The 17,489-nt window shown below is 29.5% G+C and carries 16 protein-coding genes; 15 read left to right on the top strand and 1 reads right to left on the bottom strand.

Annotation, left to right across the window (positions count from 1 at the left end; genetic code table 11):
- The first annotated feature begins 3 nt into the window (after positions 1-3).
- The 9 genes from bsdtw1_RS17075 to bsdtw1_RS17040 all read left to right on the top strand — a co-directional run bounded on the left by bsdtw1_RS17075 (position 4) and on the right by bsdtw1_RS17040 (position 8,346).
- Positions 4-2,523 (top strand): ABC transporter permease, encoded by a 2,520-nt coding sequence (locus bsdtw1_RS17075; RefSeq protein WP_183278758.1) that lies wholly within the window; start codon positions 4-6, stop codon positions 2,521-2,523.
- A 43-nt stretch (positions 2,524-2,566) separates the two neighbouring features.
- On the top strand, positions 2,567-2,950 hold the full coding sequence (locus tag bsdtw1_RS17070; RefSeq protein WP_183278757.1) for a hypothetical protein: 384 nt from the start codon (positions 2,567-2,569) through the stop codon (positions 2,948-2,950).
- A 206-nt stretch (positions 2,951-3,156) separates the two neighbouring features.
- Positions 3,157-3,288, top strand: coding sequence for a hypothetical protein (locus bsdtw1_RS23640; RefSeq protein ID WP_280514155.1), 132 nt, complete (start codon positions 3,157-3,159; stop codon positions 3,286-3,288).
- A gap of 51 nt (positions 3,289-3,339) precedes the next feature.
- Positions 3,340-4,041 (top strand): response regulator transcription factor, encoded by a 702-nt coding sequence (locus tag bsdtw1_RS17065; RefSeq protein ID WP_183278756.1) that lies wholly within the window; start codon positions 3,340-3,342, stop codon positions 4,039-4,041.
- A 12-nt stretch (positions 4,042-4,053) separates the two neighbouring features.
- Positions 4,054-5,301, top strand: coding sequence for a HAMP domain-containing sensor histidine kinase (locus tag bsdtw1_RS17060; protein WP_183278755.1), 1,248 nt, complete (start codon positions 4,054-4,056; stop codon positions 5,299-5,301).
- 464 nt (positions 5,302-5,765) lie between these two features.
- On the top strand, positions 5,766-6,278 hold the full coding sequence (locus bsdtw1_RS17055) for a hypothetical protein (RefSeq protein ID WP_183278754.1): 513 nt from the start codon (positions 5,766-5,768) through the stop codon (positions 6,276-6,278).
- A gap of 19 nt (positions 6,279-6,297) precedes the next feature.
- A complete protein-coding gene (locus bsdtw1_RS17050; RefSeq protein ID WP_183278753.1) occupies positions 6,298-6,786 on the top strand; it encodes a flavodoxin family protein in 489 nt (162 codons plus the stop codon).
- Between the two features lie 376 nt (positions 6,787-7,162).
- Positions 7,163-7,771, top strand: coding sequence for a DUF421 domain-containing protein (locus bsdtw1_RS17045; RefSeq protein ID WP_183278752.1), 609 nt, complete (start codon positions 7,163-7,165; stop codon positions 7,769-7,771).
- Between the two features lie 317 nt (positions 7,772-8,088).
- A complete protein-coding gene (locus tag bsdtw1_RS17040; protein WP_183278751.1) occupies positions 8,089-8,346 on the top strand; it encodes a hypothetical protein in 258 nt (85 codons plus the stop codon).
- A gap of 109 nt (positions 8,347-8,455) precedes the next feature.
- Here bsdtw1_RS17040 and bsdtw1_RS17035 read toward each other — a convergent pair whose 3' ends face one another.
- Entirely contained in the window at positions 8,456-8,884 is a 429-nt protein-coding gene (locus bsdtw1_RS17035; protein WP_183278750.1) for a hypothetical protein, read from the bottom strand.
- A gap of 572 nt (positions 8,885-9,456) precedes the next feature.
- Between bsdtw1_RS17035 and bsdtw1_RS17030 the strand changes: the two genes are divergently transcribed.
- The 6 genes from bsdtw1_RS17030 to cphA all read left to right on the top strand — a co-directional run bounded on the left by bsdtw1_RS17030 (position 9,457) and on the right by cphA (position 17,418).
- Positions 9,457-9,654: an alpha/beta-type small acid-soluble spore protein gene (locus tag bsdtw1_RS17030; protein WP_183278749.1), complete on the top strand. Its 198-nt coding sequence runs from the start codon at positions 9,457-9,459 to the stop codon at positions 9,652-9,654.
- A gap of 228 nt (positions 9,655-9,882) precedes the next feature.
- A complete protein-coding gene (locus bsdtw1_RS17025) occupies positions 9,883-10,428 on the top strand; it encodes a hypothetical protein (protein ID WP_183278748.1) in 546 nt (181 codons plus the stop codon).
- A 527-nt stretch (positions 10,429-10,955) separates the two neighbouring features.
- Positions 10,956-11,192: a Veg family protein gene (locus bsdtw1_RS17020; protein ID WP_183278747.1), complete on the top strand. Its 237-nt coding sequence runs from the start codon at positions 10,956-10,958 to the stop codon at positions 11,190-11,192.
- A gap of 464 nt (positions 11,193-11,656) precedes the next feature.
- Positions 11,657-13,222, top strand: a complete 1,566-nt coding sequence (locus bsdtw1_RS17015) for a DUF3794 and LysM peptidoglycan-binding domain-containing protein (RefSeq protein ID WP_183278746.1) — start codon at positions 11,657-11,659, stop codon at positions 13,220-13,222.
- Between the two features lie 748 nt (positions 13,223-13,970).
- Positions 13,971-14,786: a cyanophycinase gene (locus bsdtw1_RS17010; RefSeq protein ID WP_371874706.1), complete on the top strand. Its 816-nt coding sequence runs from the start codon at positions 13,971-13,973 to the stop codon at positions 14,784-14,786.
- Between the two features lies 1 nt (position 14,787).
- Positions 14,788-17,418, top strand: a complete 2,631-nt coding sequence (gene cphA, locus bsdtw1_RS17005; RefSeq protein WP_183278744.1) for a cyanophycin synthetase — start codon at positions 14,788-14,790, stop codon at positions 17,416-17,418.
- Positions 17,419-17,489: the final 71 nt, after the last annotated feature.

The following is a 17,489-nucleotide window of genomic DNA, read 5'->3' as shown; positions in this document are numbered from 1 at the left end:
GTTATGATAAGCAGCTATAAAGAAATAACTGTACGATATTTAAAGTCTAATAAAAAGAGAGCCTTACTAACCATAATAGGAATAGTTTTGTCGGTGGCATTAATCTCAACAATTGGATTGTTTTTTAAAGGAATGCAGCAGGTTGAGCTGGATAATATAAGAGATAACTATGGTTCTTTCCATGTTATGTATAAGGACACTACCGATAAGGTGTTTGAACAGGTTGTGAATAATCCGAAGGTGAGCAAGTACGGATATTATAAAGTAGATGGAGAGATAAAATTAAACAATAATATAATTGCAGATAAATTAGTAACTACAAACAATGCATTAGATTTACTGCCATTTAAAATCAAAGAAGGAAGAATGCCTAAGAATGAACAAGAAATTGCTGTTGAGAGATGGGCAGTAAGCTATATATCAAAGTCGGTAACAGTAGGTGATAAAATAAATCTTGGTGATAAAGAGTATACTCTTGTAGGAATACTTGAGGACAGCTATTCTACCCAGGACGGAAATAAAGCAAGAATAATTACAAAGAATGATAATTTATCTAAAGAAGATTCAATACTTTTAGTACAGGTTAAATCAAGTACAAATCTTAGAAAAGCGGTAAATGAGCTAACAAAGATAGGAAATGAAAAAAAGGTTTCAGAAAATGGACCTGTTTTGAGACTTGAAGGTGCAGGAACAAAAGAAGGTGGTTTGGATGGGTTATTGTTGGCTGTAATCATAATAGTTTCTATTGTAGTAGTTTGTACAGTAGCAGTTATATATAACTCTTTTCAAATTGGTGTTGTTGAAAGAATGAAGGAATTTGGTCTTTTAAGAGCAGTAGGAACTACACCTAAGCAGATAAGATTCATAGTACTTAAGGAGGCTACTATACTTGCTTTCATAGCAGTGCCGATTGGTTTAATATTTGGATTAATAGCTATAACTATACTATATTTTGTATTCACAATAATAGGTAAAGAATCAGTAATACCTACTAAATTGGTAGCAAGCCCTACGATTCTGATAGCAAGTTTCATTGTTGGAGTTATATCTGTTTATATATCTGCTTTATTACCAGCTATATTTGCGGGGAGAATATCACCGCTTTTAGCTATAAGCAGTAGAAACTCAATAACAAAAGGAAAGATAAAAAAGACTGAGAATAGAATAATTAAAAAACTTTTTGGTTTTGAAGGAGCTATGGCTGCAAAGAATATAAAGAGAAATAGAAAAAGATATAGAATAACTGTATTTTCTATAGTTATAAGTATAGTTCTTTTTATAACCTTTAGTTCCTTTATGGATATGACGCTTACTGTAACTAATGAGCCTAATGAATCAAGAGATATACATTTTACAATCTATAATAATGATTACGATGAAAACAAAACTAATACAAGTCTAAATTCAATGACAGAAGATGTAAAGAATTTAAATCCTGTGAAGGATGTTTATAAAAATTATAGATATTATCAATTTAAAGCAGTAATCGACAGCAGCAAGGAACTAAAGGAAGTTAAGAATATAGAGAATATATATAAAAGCATAAATTATAATGGCAAGAATCAAACTTTAGTATATTCTTCAGTTCAACCTTTTGATGATAAATCTCTAGAAGCATCAAAGAAGTACTTAGTGGAAGGTAGTATTGATAAAGAGAAGTTAGAGAAGGAAAATGGAGTGATTTTAATAAAAAAGGACCAAATAGATAATGAAGCAACTAAGAAAAAATATTTAGGACCTATAGCAAATATTAAAGTTGGAGACCAGATTTCAATACAGTATGATGAAATAGCTAATGCTTCAAACGGATCTGAGGCAGAGGTGAAACAAAAGGAGTTTGGAGAAGGAAAAGTAATAACTGTTAAAGTTATGGGGATAGTATCAGTTGATCCTTTTGATAATAGCGGTAACCCAAGTGGTCTAAAACTTATTACAACAGAAGCACTTGCTAAAAAACTTATAGAGAAGGATAAGCTTGAACCAACCTCTCTATTAATAAAAATCAAAGATATAAAGGCAGATAAAACTGCAGCAGAACAAATAGAGAATCTTACTAAATCCAATAATTCACTTCACGTATACAATCAAATAGATGACAACAAAAGAGAGAAAGCAAGTACACTAATGATTCAAATCTTGATATATGGATTTATTACTGTAATCTCTCTTATAAGCTCAGTAAATATAATAAATACAATAACTACAAATATAATCTTAAGAAAGAGAGAATTTGCAGCACTTAAATCTATAGGGCTTACTCAAAAAGGGCTTAAAAAAATGATTGTTCTAGAAGGAATTTTGTATGCCGTAGCAGGAACCATATATGGCTGTATAATAGGCTGTGGATTGTCATATTTATTGTATAAGGCCATTGGAGGTGTGAGAGAGTTTGCATGGAAAGTGCCTATCGGTGCTATGGTTATATCATTTGTTGCATCATTAATAATTGGATATTTATCAGTACTATCTCCACTTTCAAGAATTAGAAAAACTAATTTAATCGAAGCTATAAGAGAGGAATAACATTTCATTATATGTTAGAGACTGTATACAAATAGGAGGAGCTATGAATAAGAAAAATAAAATTTTAATAGGTGTGGTAGTAGTTCTAGTCCTAGTAGCTATTGACGTAATGAAGTTTACTAGTAGGTATAAAATAGATATTAATAATAAAGCGGATAAAACTGTCAATAACTTAGAATTAAGATATAAGGTCAATGGTACTATACAAAATATTTCAGAACTGGAGCCTAAAAAGTTTTGGGAATATAATGTCAACACCAGTGAGCTTAAGAGTGAAGATCAAATATTGTTAACATACAAAGATAGTAAAGGAAATTATTATGAGCAGTATCTAGTTGGTTATCTAGAAAAAGGTTATAGGGGAAAAGTTAATGTAGTTATAAATAAAATTGATGATAATGGTAAGTTAGATGTGAAGGTAGAATAAGCAAAAGTGCTGGTATTATTAGCCGCTTATAATATATCATAGGTTATAAATAAATGTAGAGGGAGTTTGTCTTACAGATCTGTAAGACAAACTCCCTTTCTGTAAGTTACCATTTATAGAACAAAACCTTGTATATCTATATACTTAAAGTATGGACAAGAAAGCAATTAAAAATAATAAAAACACAAGAAAAAGGAGAAATTACTATGAATAAGTTTATAGAAATAATAAAGGTCTTATATTTATGTATAGGATTAATGTTTTTTGCAAAAGAAGTATTTAATGGTGATATTAAAGATAATAGTAAAGATTTGCAGAATTATGGTGTTTCTATATAATTATATGTATAAAGAAGCAATAAAATTATCTTATTTAGTGAGGTGCATATAATGGCCAATACACTTCTATTAGTAGAAGATGATCAGTCGCTGGCTCTTGGAATAGAATTCACTCTTAAAGATGAAGGGTATGAAGTGCTTAGAGCTTCAACTTTAAATGAAGGAAGAAATATTTTTAAAAATAAGAATACAGACCTTATAATACTTGACGTAAACTTACCAGATGGAAGCGGATATGAATTATGCAAGGAGATCAGAGAAGTCAGTGATGTGCCAATTATGTTTCTAACTGCATTAGATGAAGAAGTAAATGTGGTTTTAGGATTAGAAATTGGTGGAGATGATTATATAACAAAGCCTTTTAGAGTAAGAGAACTGATATCAAGAGTTAAAGTTCTACTTAGAAGAACTACTAAAAATCAATCGCTTGGCAATAGATTAAAGACCGGAGATATAATAGTTAATACTTCTAGTGCTATTGTTACTAAAGATAGTAAAGATATAGTTCTTACAGCCCAAGAATATAAGCTTCTATTAATTTTCTTAAATAACTATGGAGTTCTTATGAAAAGGGATGAAATCTTAGCGCAGTTGATAGAAGGATCAGAAGTTTTCTTCGATGAAAATACATTAGCAGTTTATATTAAGAGAATAAGAGAAAAGATAGAGGATGATCCAAAACAACCAGAATACATAGTCACTCAAAGGGGACTTGGGTACAAGTGGAATAAGCAAGTAGATATTTTAGTTTAGGGAGAATTTAATATGAAAAAGTATTTTGCAAATCCTGAGCTTAAATTAAGCTCAGTTCTTCTTTTTTTATTAACAACAATATTTTTATTTATTACTTTGTTTGCTTTAAAAATCTATAATGATAACCTAAAGGATGACTATATAAAAAGTGTTGGAGCTATTACAGCTAGAGTTATAGAAAAAGACCCATATTTAGAAAAAGAACTTATTCCTCTTATAACAAGAGAGGCGAGCAGCGAACAAAGAGAAAAAGGCGCTGAACTTATAAAAAGATATGGTCTTACAGAAGGCTTAGACAATGAACTTTTTCCTTATATAAACGATGTTAGTAAGAAAAATAATTACACTATAATATTGATATTTTTATTTATAGCTCTTATATTTTTAACCCTTAATTACATACAGTATTCCTTTTTTTATAAGAGGATAAGAAGATTGAGTTTAGGGGCTAAAAAAGTTATTGAAGGAGATTATGAGATAAATATAAATGAGAATAAAGAAGGAGATTTTTCAAAGCTTGCAGTGTCTTTTAACTCAATGAAAGATATTATAAGAAATAATATAACAGAGCTTGAAAAAGAAAAACAGTTTTTAGTTGATTTACTTTCGGATATATCTCATCAATTAAAGACACCTCTTTCATCAATGATGGTTTATAATGACATACTCTTGAGTAAGGAATTATCAAAAGAACAAAGAGAAACTTTTTTAATAAATAATGCTAATCAGCTAGACAGAATGAGCTGGCTTATACATAGTATGCTAAAACTTGCAAAGCTTGATGCTAAAGCAATAGAGTTTGATAAGGTAGTGGAAAGCTTTAATGAAACTATAAGTGAATCAATCAATGCTCTAGAGAGCAAAGCAGGAGAAGCTGGAGTAAAGATAAACTTCCAAGATGAACAAGAGATGGTTCTTTTACATGATAGACTATGGCTTGAAGAGGCGATAATAAATATAGTGAAAAACGGTATTGAGCATACGGATAGAGGAGGGAAGATAGATATTACCTTGGAGGAAAATCCGTTATATAACAGAGTGGTTATAGAAGATAATGGAGAGGGAATAAATGAGGAAGACTTGCCAAATATATTTAAGAGATTCTATAAGGCGAAAAATTCAAAAAAAAGTGATTCTGTTGGTATTGGGTTAGCTCTAGCTAAATCTATAGTAGAATCACATAATGGTATCATAGAGGCCAAGAGTAAAGTTGGAGTTGGTACAAAGTTTATAATAACTTTCCATAAATATAATCTGTAATATTTTTAAGTAAAGTTAGTTAATTTAAGCTGAAAATCTTGGCTTGGAATTATATACAAAAACCATATATTTTTTATGGAAATTATATTAAAAAGTTAATAATAATTAACATATTATTAGCACAAAAGATATAATTTATTAATAATTATTGTTTATAATAATGTTATAGGATTTAGAACTGAATAAGTTAGCAAAATGCCATTAACAAAAGAGCGTTTAATGTTATTGATCCCCTAATAAATAGCAGCTAGATTACCCCGATCTAGTTGCTTTTTAAAATATTACAAATGTAAAGGGTTTTATTTGGAATATATCTACAGAAATAGCTCACCTTAAATAAAGACGCACTTATATTTAGCAATTCAATTGGAAAATTACCTGTAAAGGCTCATGAAAGCTATGAGAAAATTTTTAAATACTAATAATATTTTATAGTACTTAATTAATAAAAGTGGAGAGGGTATATGAGGAAGCCATCTAAAAGTATTTCTGTTATCTTATTTATTATGGTAGCTTTTTTTTCGTTTCAAATTATTAGTGTATACCAATACTTTTCTAGCGTAAGATCTACTCTAAAGAATAATTTCAGCATAGATATGCCGAAACCAAAACATGAAATCAAAGTTATGTCTGATATACAGAGGATGCCAGCAGAAGGAAGAGCGTATTCAGTTTTAGAATATGATGAAAATAACGTTAAAAAACTAAAGGATTTTAGTAAGTGGAAGCTAGTTGACAAAGAAAGTAAAAAAGAAGTAAATGAATTTGTAGATAAGTTTAAAGATTGTCTATCAGTTAATAATGAGAAGATGGAATCTAATAAATATATTCCGCAAGTGCAGGAGAAAACTTTGTACTATTTTAAGCCAAATAAGAATGATTATGCAATTTTATTATTCAATGAAGATGAAAAGAGAATATATGTGTTAGAATATATTGATAGGTTTGAAAAATATAGTATGAGTTTTAAAAATTAGACTACAGGAGTTGTTATAGATGAAATCTTTAGTAATTTTTTATTCTCTAGAAGGGGATACTAAATTTATTGCAGAAACTATTAGTAAAGAATTAGATGGAAATATAACTGAGATAAAACCAGTTAAACAAATACCTACAGGTGGATTTAGAAAATATTTATGGGGTGGAAAGCAGGTTATGTTTAAAGATAAACCGGATATTGAGCCTATAAATGAAGATTTCTCTAAATATGATCTTATCATTCTTGGAACGCCAGTATGGGCAAGTAGATTTGCACCTGTATTTAATACATTTTTAGAAAAAAATAAAATAGAAAATAAAAAAATTGCTTTGTTTTGCTGCCATGGTGGAGGAAAAGAAGGAAAGACTTTTGTGGATTTTAAAGAAAAGTTAAAAGGAAATGATTTTGTCGGAGAGATAGCCTTCGAGGATCCTCTAAAAAAAGATAAAGAAGGTAGTTTATTAAGAGCTAAACAATGGATTAGAGCTATAAAAGAAAGTTTATAATAGATGTATAACTTCGTAATAAAACTTACTATATTTAAATTCTATCAATAAAACCCATGAGAGTTTTAAAAATAGATTTCGGATCGAAGTGATACATCTTTATAGGGTTCCTAGCTCAACTATTAATTTATACATGCTAAAATTCATAGGTGCGTGATTTTCGAACAAGTATAAATTAAGTTTCGTTATAGGAACCATTTAAAAGAACCCCCAATATTACTTTGCATGTAAGGTATGTTGGGGGTTTTCCCATGTGCTTTATGATAAGCTCATAGAGTATTGAAATAAAATAAATGCATGATGTTTTTGAAAATGACAATAATAAATTATATTATCTATATATTTTATTTGCAGTTTTCAAAAGGAGATTAATTATATGGAAGTAGCGTTGATCTATAAAGCAATTGTAGTTTTTATTGGTGGTACTTTGGTTTTAAAACTAGGAGGAAGAAAGTCTATATCTCAAATGACAATAGCGCAAACTGTTGTTATGATTGGGATGGGAGAATTAATTGTTCAGCCATTGGTAGATAAAAGTTTAGTAAGAACTTTCATATCGGCCTTTATGCTTGTATTATCAATGATATTTGTAGAATATTTAGAGTTAAAGCTTGATTTTATGGAAAAGCTATTTTCAGGAAAGTCAGTTATAGTAATTGAAAATGGGCAACTAAAAATTGAAAATATGAAAAAGTTAAGGCTTACAGTGGATAGACTTGAAACTAGGTTAAGACAAATAGGAGTTTCATCAATTGCTGAAGTGGAATATGCTACTATAGAAGTTAGTGGACAAATTGGATATGAACTTAAAGACGATAAGAAACCTCTAACTAAAGGAGAATTCATGGATTTGCTGGGAACAATACCGCAACTTAAAGATATTGTTGCAAATTACAAAAACAATGAAGAAAACACGAAATCGCCGGATATATTTAATGAAATTAAAGATGTTAACTCAAAGCAAAATGAAAATTATCTTAAGTAATGAATTAAAAATAAACTATAGGCTATTTTGTAAAAAAATAACCTATAGTTTATTTTATGCTTGCTCGCAAATTGCGGCTTCTTAGGATTTTTGGACATGCATAAATTAATAATTGAAGTTGAAACCCTATATTTAATTTCCCGTAGTTGATATGAAAGCTGTATACGGTGAAATTAAGTGAAAAATAATACAGGAATGTGGATAGTAATTAATAATTAAAAAAAGAAAATATTTCTAAATAATCCATAAGAATTGTTGATAAGAAAAAAATAGTTTGATAAAATAAATACGAACATATGTACGCGGGTGGTGAAATCTTGAAGATTATTGCTAAAAGTATAGAAATGATAGCTTGGTTTGATATAAGTGGTAAACCCAATCCTGTAAGATTTAAGGTTAAGGGAGATAAGGATTATGTAATTAAGATTGATAAAGTAATTAAATTATATAAGGAGCGGATAGCAGGTAATGATATGATTATATTCGTCTGCCAAAGTCTAATAGCAGACAATGAAAGGGTGTATGAGATTAAGTATGAGCTATGTACTTGTAAATGGATGCTGTTTAAGTTTTAGGCTCTGTTAAAGCAACATGTTTAAATACAATACAATTAAGCTTAAAAAGTTGATGAAAATATAAAGAGTCTAGGGGTAGCCCCTAGACTTATAGAAAAGATAAATGTTTTTATTCTGAAAAACTGCTCTTTGTGATTAAAGCATCAAGATAGCCTTTAAGGTCGTCATCTTCCAAGTTTCCTTTTGATAAGCGTAAAAATACTAAAGCTAGTACTGCTATCGCATAGTTATCTACTTTAACTGTTACTTTATTTTTATTGTTACCTATATCTCCAAAGCTAATGCTTTCAGTTTCATAGTCAGATTGACCTTGAAGTTGTTTTTGATCCTGGTCCTGATCTTGCAATTGTTTTTGACGTTGATCTTGATCTTGAAGCTGTTTTTGATTCTGATCCTGAAGTTGTTTCTGCAATTGAGCTTGAGCCTGAGCTTGTTTTTGTAATTGAGCTTCAAATTGTTCTTGTTTTTGAAGTATTAATTGTAGTAACTCATATATTTCTGAAGGAGTCTTTTGTTTATCATTATTACCATATGCCATTGTTTACACCTCATAATTTAATCATATTGTTTGAAGTTTCTTTAGTTGTAGCAGTGCTATAGCTGTCCAGTATAGAACTGCACAAATGAAAGTTATTTATAGATCATTAGTTATTTAGATCAAAAGCCTCAAATAAATAAGCTCTATGTTATAATATATGTTTAAATTTATAATATGTTCTTAGGATAATCGAAATCTTTATTTTGAGTCTAAGGGTTGAAGTAGTTTATCTGTTCAGACCAATAGATATTCCGTTTTTATGATTTAAAAATATACCAACAATCGATTTAACTATTAATGGTATTTCACTTGATAAGTAGACTTTATTTGAAACTGGTATATCTATAATATACATTAATAAAAGTATTATAATATTTTTTGAAGAGATGAAAATTAAAACCAAATATTGGTGGAGTTTGAAGGAAACATAGGATTTAGATGGAACACAAAAATGTTATTTGTAATAATGGATAAAGATAAAGGAGTTTCCAATAGATATATATAATAAGAATCCTGATTCTGAGCAATATATTAGTGTAATAAAAATTAATTATATTAAGGAGGAAATTATCATGGCAAGCAGAGGAAATAGAATTTTAGTTCCAGAAGCAAAAGATAAATTAAGTCAATTTAAGTTTGAGACAGCAAGAGAACTAGGTGTTAACTTAACTGAAGGCTATAATGGTAACTTGACTTCAAGAGAAAATGGTTCAGTAGGTGGATATATGGTTAAGAAGATTATAGAAAGCTATGAAAATGGTCTTAAATAGTAATTCTATATAAGCTAAATTATATAAAGAATTAGAATAAGAACCCATTTACATATCTTGGCTATATATATATAGTTACATACTAAAAAGTAAAGCAGCTTCTATCTGGAGCTGCTTTATTGTTTTTTATTTTTAAATAAAAACACCTTTTGTAAAATATTGGAAGGAATTTTAACGAGTATATAGAAATAATTATATAAATATATATGTTTTTAAGGAGTGAGTGAAGTGATAATAATAGCTTTAATCTCAATAGGTGCATTGATAAAGTGTATATCAATGTATTTAAATTCTTCTGCAGTTAAGAATATGAACGCAAATAACTTAAATATTAGGGTAAATAAACTATATTGCATTTACGGAATCGTTTTTATTTTATTCTCTGCTTTGATATCTCTTTTAGGTAGCTATGTGAATATTGTGAAGGAAAATATTTTTATTACATTGTTGGCTACAATACTTCTTTGTATGGGGTCGTATATGGTGTTGTATTGGAAAAATGTTGATATAAACATAACGGATAAAGAAATACACTATATAAATATATTTAAAGAAATAGAAGTTATAAAATGGGATGAAGTAACTGATATTAGATTTAGTGATATGACAAGAGAATTGATCATGGAAGTATACGATATAAAGATAAAGATAGACATTTCAAACTCGTCAATAGAGGCTTTCCTAGATATTATGAAACAAAATCTAAGTCAATACTTTTATACTGATGCTCTAGAAAAAGTGCTGAAACATAAAAAGGTTATGCAGCTTAATTAAATATTAACAAGACTTTATTAAATAGAAAGTGTCTAAGTAAAGAGTTCCTATGTTGAAACTTAATTTATACTTGTTCGAAAATCGCGGCTTCTGGGGATTTTCTGACATGTATAAATCAATAGTTGAGCTAGGAACTCTATATAGATGAACTACTTCATAATTAAACTTATATTTCCAAGTTCTCCTCTCAGAACCCAGAGGAGTTTTGAAATAGGTTTCGGATTGAAGTATTTTATCTTTAAGAAGGTACTTTCTATTTTTTTATGCTTTAATATAGAATACATTGAAATATTGATGGATGATTTATTAAGCCTTTTACATAAAGATACAGTAGTGTATAAAGAAAAATATAGATAGAAAGAATAAAATTCATTTTTATGAAGAAACTATAGAAAGATGTGAAAAATTCATAAAATATTAATAGAAATTTTACATTGACAAAACAAAACAAATAGTGATAAAATATTTGGTCAATTTGACAGTTAGGTTAATTAGAGGTATAATATAATAGGAAAGAGGGTGTTCATATGGAAAAGAGTAAGACATTATCTTCCATAAGGAAAGACATAGAAGGTCATATTGGTGAAAAAGTTATACTTAGAGCTAATGGAGGACGAAGAAAGGTTCTAGTTAATAATGGTGTGCTTGAGAGTGTGTACCCAAGTATATTTGTTATTAGATTAGAAACTGACACCCAAAGGACTGTGACATATAGTTATTCAGATGTATTGACAAAAACTGTACAGCTTGTATTTAAAGGATAATTAAGAACCTCGTTTTACGGATTTGAAGTTATACTTGTGAGAATATGTTGCAATTATATAATTAATTTATTTTGTGATATATGATTCGTGATTATAAACTTTAAATCTGTACGGGGTTTTTAGTTTTTTATTTTATATAAAATAAATACTTTATTAAGAGTTTGCTTAAAAACTATAATTAAATTAAACGTTTACAAATAAAATGAAAAAAAGAAAGATGGTGGGTTTCCATCTTTCAACTATGGTATAAAAGGGTATTGAGAATTTATGAGAGGTTATATGGTCAATAACCATCTTTATAATACGACATATTTTTCAACTTGTCAACCCAAAATCTAAAAAAAACTTGTTTGATTTCGACAAAATCTGCAGAAATAATTAAGTAAATTTATATAAATATTTAATCATAAATTTGAATCCTCCAGTGTATACATTATAGTAGGTATATTATGGGAGGGATGAATTTGGCAGGATTAGATGTGATAAAAGAGAATATCGAATACGAACGACTTTTCAGTATAAGCTCATCTGATGCAGTATTGAAAGGTGAATACTTAATTCCGGATACCCATCCGGATGTGGTGAGAATACTTACCGTAGAGGCTAAACCTGTTATTACTAATAAGGAAGTAGTACAAGAGAGGGTTTATGTTGAAGGGCAGGTAGAGTACAATGTAATCTATTTAGCAAAAGAAGATGAAGGATTAGGAGTCCATACAATTACTTATAGCGATAAGTTTGCAAACTATATTGATGTTGCCGGCGCTGAACATAGAATGGTATGCGATGCAGAGAGTGAAGTTGAACATATTAATTCAAACATAATAAATGAAAGAAAAGTTAGCTTAGAATGTATTTTTTCAACAAAATGCACTGTGTACAAGAAAGATAACTTTGAATTTGTAAAAGATATTGAAGGCTCTGGCGATATTGAAGTTAAAAAAAGAGTTGAAGCATTTGATAAACTTGTTTATGAAAAAGGTTTTGATTTATCAACTAAAGCAAGTTTACAAATTGGAATGGATAAACCACAGATAGGAAAAATCATCAAAATAAATGTACAGCTTCATAAAAAAGAAATAAGGGCTTTAGATGGTAAAGTTCAAATATCTTGTTACTGCAAGTTAGACCTATTATACAAAGCTGCAGATTCGAGAGAATTAGTTCCTATAGAGGATGACTTATTTTTAACAAAAGAAGAAGATGCAGAGAGTGTTTCTTCAGCTATGATTACTGATGGGGAATTTAGAGTTACAGGAACTGAATACAGCATTAGTCAAGATGACTTAGGCGAAGCTAGAACTCTCGATATTGAAGTATTACTAGGTGGACAATTAAAAGTATATAGCAAAGATGATTTAGAAATAATTGAAGATGCATATTCTCCAGTTAGAAATATGGAACTAAAGAAAGATGATGTAGAGATGACTGTGCTACATGGTCAAGGAAATAATGAGACTATTATAAAGGACAATCTAGAGCCTGAAGGAAATTCTAATGAACCATTACAGATCTTAAGCACTACTGGAGAAGTGGTTTCGTTAGAAAATAAAATTGTTGATAATAAGGTTGTTATCGATGGTATCGTAAATGTTAATGTAATATACAAGACTGCTGATGCAGAGAATAATGTTGCAAATATGAAGTCTGAAATTCCGTTTACTACAACTGTAGATATACAAGATATAAAAGATAATATGAAATCTATAGTGAAAGCATGGATAGAAAGTCTTCAAGCATCCATAGAAGCACATACAATTGCTATAAAGGCAGTTATAAATGCAAGCGCTAAAATATATCTTTTGAGCAAGAAACAATATATTTCAGAGGTAGAAGAAAAAGAGGGAGAAGTTGCAGGTAAGAAAGCATCTATAACAATCTACTCTGTACAGAAACACGATACTCTTTGGAGCTTAGCAAAGAAGTTTAATACTACAATGGCTGAGTTATTAAAGATAAATAATCTAGAAGGACCAGATTCGATTTGTGTAAATCAAAAGCTTATAATACCTGGAAGGGCTGTAATATAGCTTTTATAGATTATAACATTTAATTAAAGAGTTCCTATGTTGAAACTTAATTTACATTTGTTTGAAAATCATGCACCTATGAATTTTAGCATGCATAAATTAATAGTTGAGCTAGGAACTCTATATAAATGAACTTTTAAGCGAAAGTATGCTTAAAAGTTCATTTTTTTTATTCTTTAACAATTTAAAACTCAATTATATCTTTGAATAAATATAGATAAACCAGTTCCAAATAAAATATATACTTGATAATCTTATTACCATTATTATTTAGTAGAATTATCTATTAGTTTTATTAGATATAACTAGTTTATCTATATATGAACCACTTCGTACTAGAATTTATATTTTTAAATTCTCTCACCAGAACTCATGAGAGTTTTAAAAATAGATTTCGGATCGAAGTAGTTCATCTTTATATGAGTAACGAATTAAAACATAATGTGCTTTAAAGAATAAAAAAGAAGAATATGTAGCCAGTCAAATTTGCTGTTAAAAATTGAAAGTATTTTTTGTATATTGGTAGGCAAAAATATAATTACTGCTGTTTTATGTAATAATAATTTTTACTTCAAATTATGAAAATCATTTATTCTAAGACTCTACGAAGCTTTAGCTTGGTAGATTTAAATATGATGTAGTATGCATATTCAGAATGTGTATGTGTATGTGGATATAAGTGGATAAATGAATAAATCTAAACAACATGGTTAAAATAAAAAAATGAATGATTAGAGGTGATTTTTTTGTGAATATAAAATCTGAAGGAAATTTAATCATTATAGGAGGAGCAGAAGATAAAGAGGGAAATAAAGAGATATTGAAATATGTATGTTCTAAAATAGATAAAGAAAATGATGTATTGGCTGTGGCTACTATTGCTACAGAAAAACCTGAGGAGGCAAAAGATAAATATAAAAAAGTCTTTACGGAATTAGGCGTTAAAAAAATAGAAATATTGGATGTGCAACATAGAGATGACTGTTCTCTTCAAAAAAATATAAATATAGTAAGAGAAGCTTCTATAATATTTTTTACTGGAGGAGATCAGTTAAGAATAACAAGTATAATTGGAGGAACACCAATATATCAGGAGATAATTAGTGCTTCTGAAAGAGGTTGCTATATGGTTGGCACTTCAGCAGGAGCATCTGTTATGAGTGACACCATGATTGTGACTGGAGATGATGAGGAATCTCCTAGAAAATGTACTTTGAAAATGTCTCCAGGACTTGGACTTGTGAAAAATATCATAGTAGACCAGCATTTTTCTCAACGAGGAAGAATAGGAAGACTTCTAGGTGGAGTGGCGCAAAATCCTCAAGCTTTAGGAATAGGCATTGATGAGGATACTGCTATAGTTATACGCAAGGATGATCATCTTAAAGTTATAGGCTCAGGTGCTGTGTATATTTTGGATGGAAGCCAAATAACATATACGAATGTTTCTGAGCAGCATCAAGATGATTTGCTTAGTATTTTTAATGTAAAAATGCATGTTCTAGCTAAAGGACATAGATTTGATCTAGTTAGTAAGGCACCTTTTGAGGAGGAAAATAATTAAAATGAAGCTTGTTAAAGAAATAGTTTATGATGGGAAGAATGTATATTCCCATAAGAAATGCATAAGAGCAGATGTTGATTTGGAAGGTTATTGCGAGATTCCAAGTAAAGATATTCCTAATTTTAATGATACTCTTGTTAAGATGTTACCAGAATTAAATAAGCATAGATGTGGAATTGATGAGGATAATGGTTTTGTAACCAGATTAAAAGAAGGTACATATCTTGCTCATATATGCGAACATATTACTATTGCTATTCAAAATATATTAGGTATAGATGTAGCTTATGGGAAAGCCAGAGAGATAAAAGATGACCTGTATTATATGATAATCCAATATGAACATAAAAATACGGCATTAGGAGCTATATATCTTGCCATAGATTTAATAAATTCTTTGATAGAGCAAAAAACAATTAACTTAGAAGAAAGATTAGAATACTTAAAACAAACAATGTCACAAGAGATGATGGGACCTAGTACTAAAGCAATTTGTGATGCGGCTCAAAAAAGAAAACTTCCTGTTCTTAAGCTTGGAGATGGCGGAATGTATCAAATAGGGTACGGGAAGCAAGGGCGAGTCATAGCTGCAGCTTTAGGTGATTCGACTAGATGCATAGGTGCTGACATAGCTTGTGATAAGATGCTTACAAAACAGCTTTTAAAGGCACAATTTATTCCTGTTGCTATAGGTGAAAAAGTGTTCAATACTATAGATTTATTGCAAAAAGCGGATGATATAGGATACCCAGTAGTATTAAAACCCCAATTTGGAAACAAAGGTAAGGGGGTTATCCTTAATATAACTGATCAAAAGTCGTTGCTTAAAGCTTATAAAGCTATAAATAGTGACTATAAAGATATAATTATTGAAAAGTATGTTAAAGGAGAAGATTATAGAGTTTGCGTTGTAAACAATAAAGTAATAGCTGCAGCAAAAAGGTTACCTCCTTTTGTAATAGGAGATGGAAGTGCTAATATTAAAGATTTAATAAGAAATTTAAATAGCGATCCTAGAAGAGGAGAAAAACATGAAAAGCCATTAACAAAAGTTAAGATGGATGAATGTTTAATTAGCTGTATAAAAAAACAAGGCTTCAATATTTCATCTATACCGGTAAAAGGTGAAAGAGTATTTTTGAGAGAGAACGCTAATTTATCTACAGGAGGTATATCAATAGATTGTACTGATGAGATATGTGAAGAAAATATAAAGTTGTGTATAAGAGTGGCGAAAACTATAGGGTTAGATATTTGTGGAATAGATATATGCACAGAAGATATATCAGAACCAATTTCAGGTAAAGGAATCATAGTGGAAGTAAATGCAGCTCCTGGAATTAGGATGCATCATTATCCAACTTTTGGAAAAGAAAGAGATGTGGCTGGAGCGATTGTAGATATGATGTATGAAGGAAATCCGAAGAATATCCCAGTTATTTCTGTAACTGGTACTAATGGAAAGACTACTACAACTAGGTTGATATCTCATGTAATAAGTCTTATGGGATATAGTGTTGGGATGACAACTACTTCAGGGGTAGTTATAAACGGAGAATATATTGATACTGGTGATGATACTGGTCCTAAAAGCGCAAAATCAGTATTGTTAAATAAAGATGTAGATGTAGCGGTGCTTGAAACTGCTAGAGGTGGAATAGTTAGAAATGGATTGGCTTATGATGTTGCAGATGTAGGTATTATAACAAACATTACTGAAGATCATCTGGGTATAGATAACATAGATACAATGGAACAGTTAGCTTTTGCAAAAGCTTTAGTTGCTGAAGCTATTAAAGAAGAAGGGTATGCTGTTATCAATGTAGATGATATATGGAGTATTAGGGTTTTAGATAGAATAAAAGATAAAAAGAAGATATTATTCTCTATGAATAGAGATAACCAATATATTAGAGAAAATATTATGCAAGGCAATCCTGTTGTTTATGCTTCTGATGGAGCTATATATGTTGAAAATAATAATAAAAGATATACAGTTTGTATGATAAAAGATATTCCTATAACTAAAAATGGAAATTTAAAGTATAATATATATAATTCCTTAGCAGCATGTAGCGCATTAGTCGGTATAAATTTAGATTATGCTATAATTGCTAAAGGCCTAACAACTTTCCTCGGTGATGAAAATTCTAATCCGGGAAGATTTAATGAGTATGATATAAATGGAACTAAGGTGATTTTAGATTATGGCCATAATATAGATGGATATACTTGTGTTTTGGATGCGTTAAAAGGTATGCCGCATAATAGACTAATAGGAGTAATAGGCGTTCCGGGTGATAGAAAAGATGAGAGTATACAAAAATTAGGCGCTTTATCAGCTCAGTTTCTAGATAAGATATATATAAAAGAAGATTTAGATAAAAGAGGACGAAGAGAAGGAGAAGTCGCAGATATTCTCTTGAAAGGTGCCTTGGACTATAAATCTAAAAAAGATATACATGTAATACTTGATGAAGTAGTAGCATTAGATAATGCTTTAAGTGATTCAGTTCCTGGTGATGTAATAGTAGTATTTTTTGAAGAGTTTGAAAGATTAGTTAATTATATCAAAGATAAGTCTGAAGAAGTTGTTGATTTAATTGAGTTAGAAAATGTAGTTCATATGTAAAAAATTCATATACTACAATAAAATCATCAAAAAGGCTTATCATGAAAACAACAGTGTGCTAGCTTAATGTT

Origin of the sequence: Clostridium fungisolvens, from assembly GCF_014193895.1 — a bacterium.
GTDB lineage: Bacteria > Bacillota > Clostridia > Clostridiales > Clostridiaceae > Clostridium_AR > Clostridium_AR fungisolvens.
The sequence above is the reverse complement of the archived record's forward strand: the minus strand, read 5'-3'. Positions and strand labels throughout refer to the sequence as shown.

What these genes read in the sequence shown, in the direction of transcription:
- bsdtw1_RS17055 (WP_183278754.1), top strand. Translation starts at nt 5,766, where the DNA reads ATGAGGAAGCCATCTAAAAGTATTTCTGTTATCTTATTTATTATGGTA.
- bsdtw1_RS17045 (WP_183278752.1), top strand. Translation starts at nt 7,163, where the DNA reads ATGGAAGTAGCGTTGATCTATAAAGCAATTGTAGTTTTTATTGGTGGT.
- bsdtw1_RS23640 (WP_280514155.1), top strand. Translation starts at nt 3,157, where the DNA reads ATGAATAAGTTTATAGAAATAATAAAGGTCTTATATTTATGTATAGGA.
- bsdtw1_RS17020 (WP_183278747.1), top strand. Translation starts at nt 10,956, where the DNA reads ATGGAAAAGAGTAAGACATTATCTTCCATAAGGAAAGACATAGAAGGT.
- bsdtw1_RS17075 (WP_183278758.1), top strand. Translation starts at nt 4, where the DNA reads ATGATAAGCAGCTATAAAGAAATAACTGTACGATATTTAAAGTCTAAT.
- bsdtw1_RS17050 (WP_183278753.1), top strand. Translation starts at nt 6,298, where the DNA reads ATGAAATCTTTAGTAATTTTTTATTCTCTAGAAGGGGATACTAAATTT.
- bsdtw1_RS17070 (WP_183278757.1), top strand. Translation starts at nt 2,567, where the DNA reads ATGAATAAGAAAAATAAAATTTTAATAGGTGTGGTAGTAGTTCTAGTC.
- bsdtw1_RS17060 (WP_183278755.1), top strand. Translation starts at nt 4,054, where the DNA reads ATGAAAAAGTATTTTGCAAATCCTGAGCTTAAATTAAGCTCAGTTCTT.
- bsdtw1_RS17030 (WP_183278749.1), top strand. Translation starts at nt 9,457, where the DNA reads ATGGCAAGCAGAGGAAATAGAATTTTAGTTCCAGAAGCAAAAGATAAA.
- bsdtw1_RS17065 (WP_183278756.1), top strand. Translation starts at nt 3,340, where the DNA reads ATGGCCAATACACTTCTATTAGTAGAAGATGATCAGTCGCTGGCTCTT.
- cphA (WP_183278744.1), top strand. Translation starts at nt 14,788, where the DNA reads ATGAAGCTTGTTAAAGAAATAGTTTATGATGGGAAGAATGTATATTCC.
- bsdtw1_RS17035 (WP_183278750.1), bottom strand. Translation starts at nt 8,884, where the DNA reads ATGGCATATGGTAATAATGATAAACAAAAGACTCCTTCAGAAATATAT.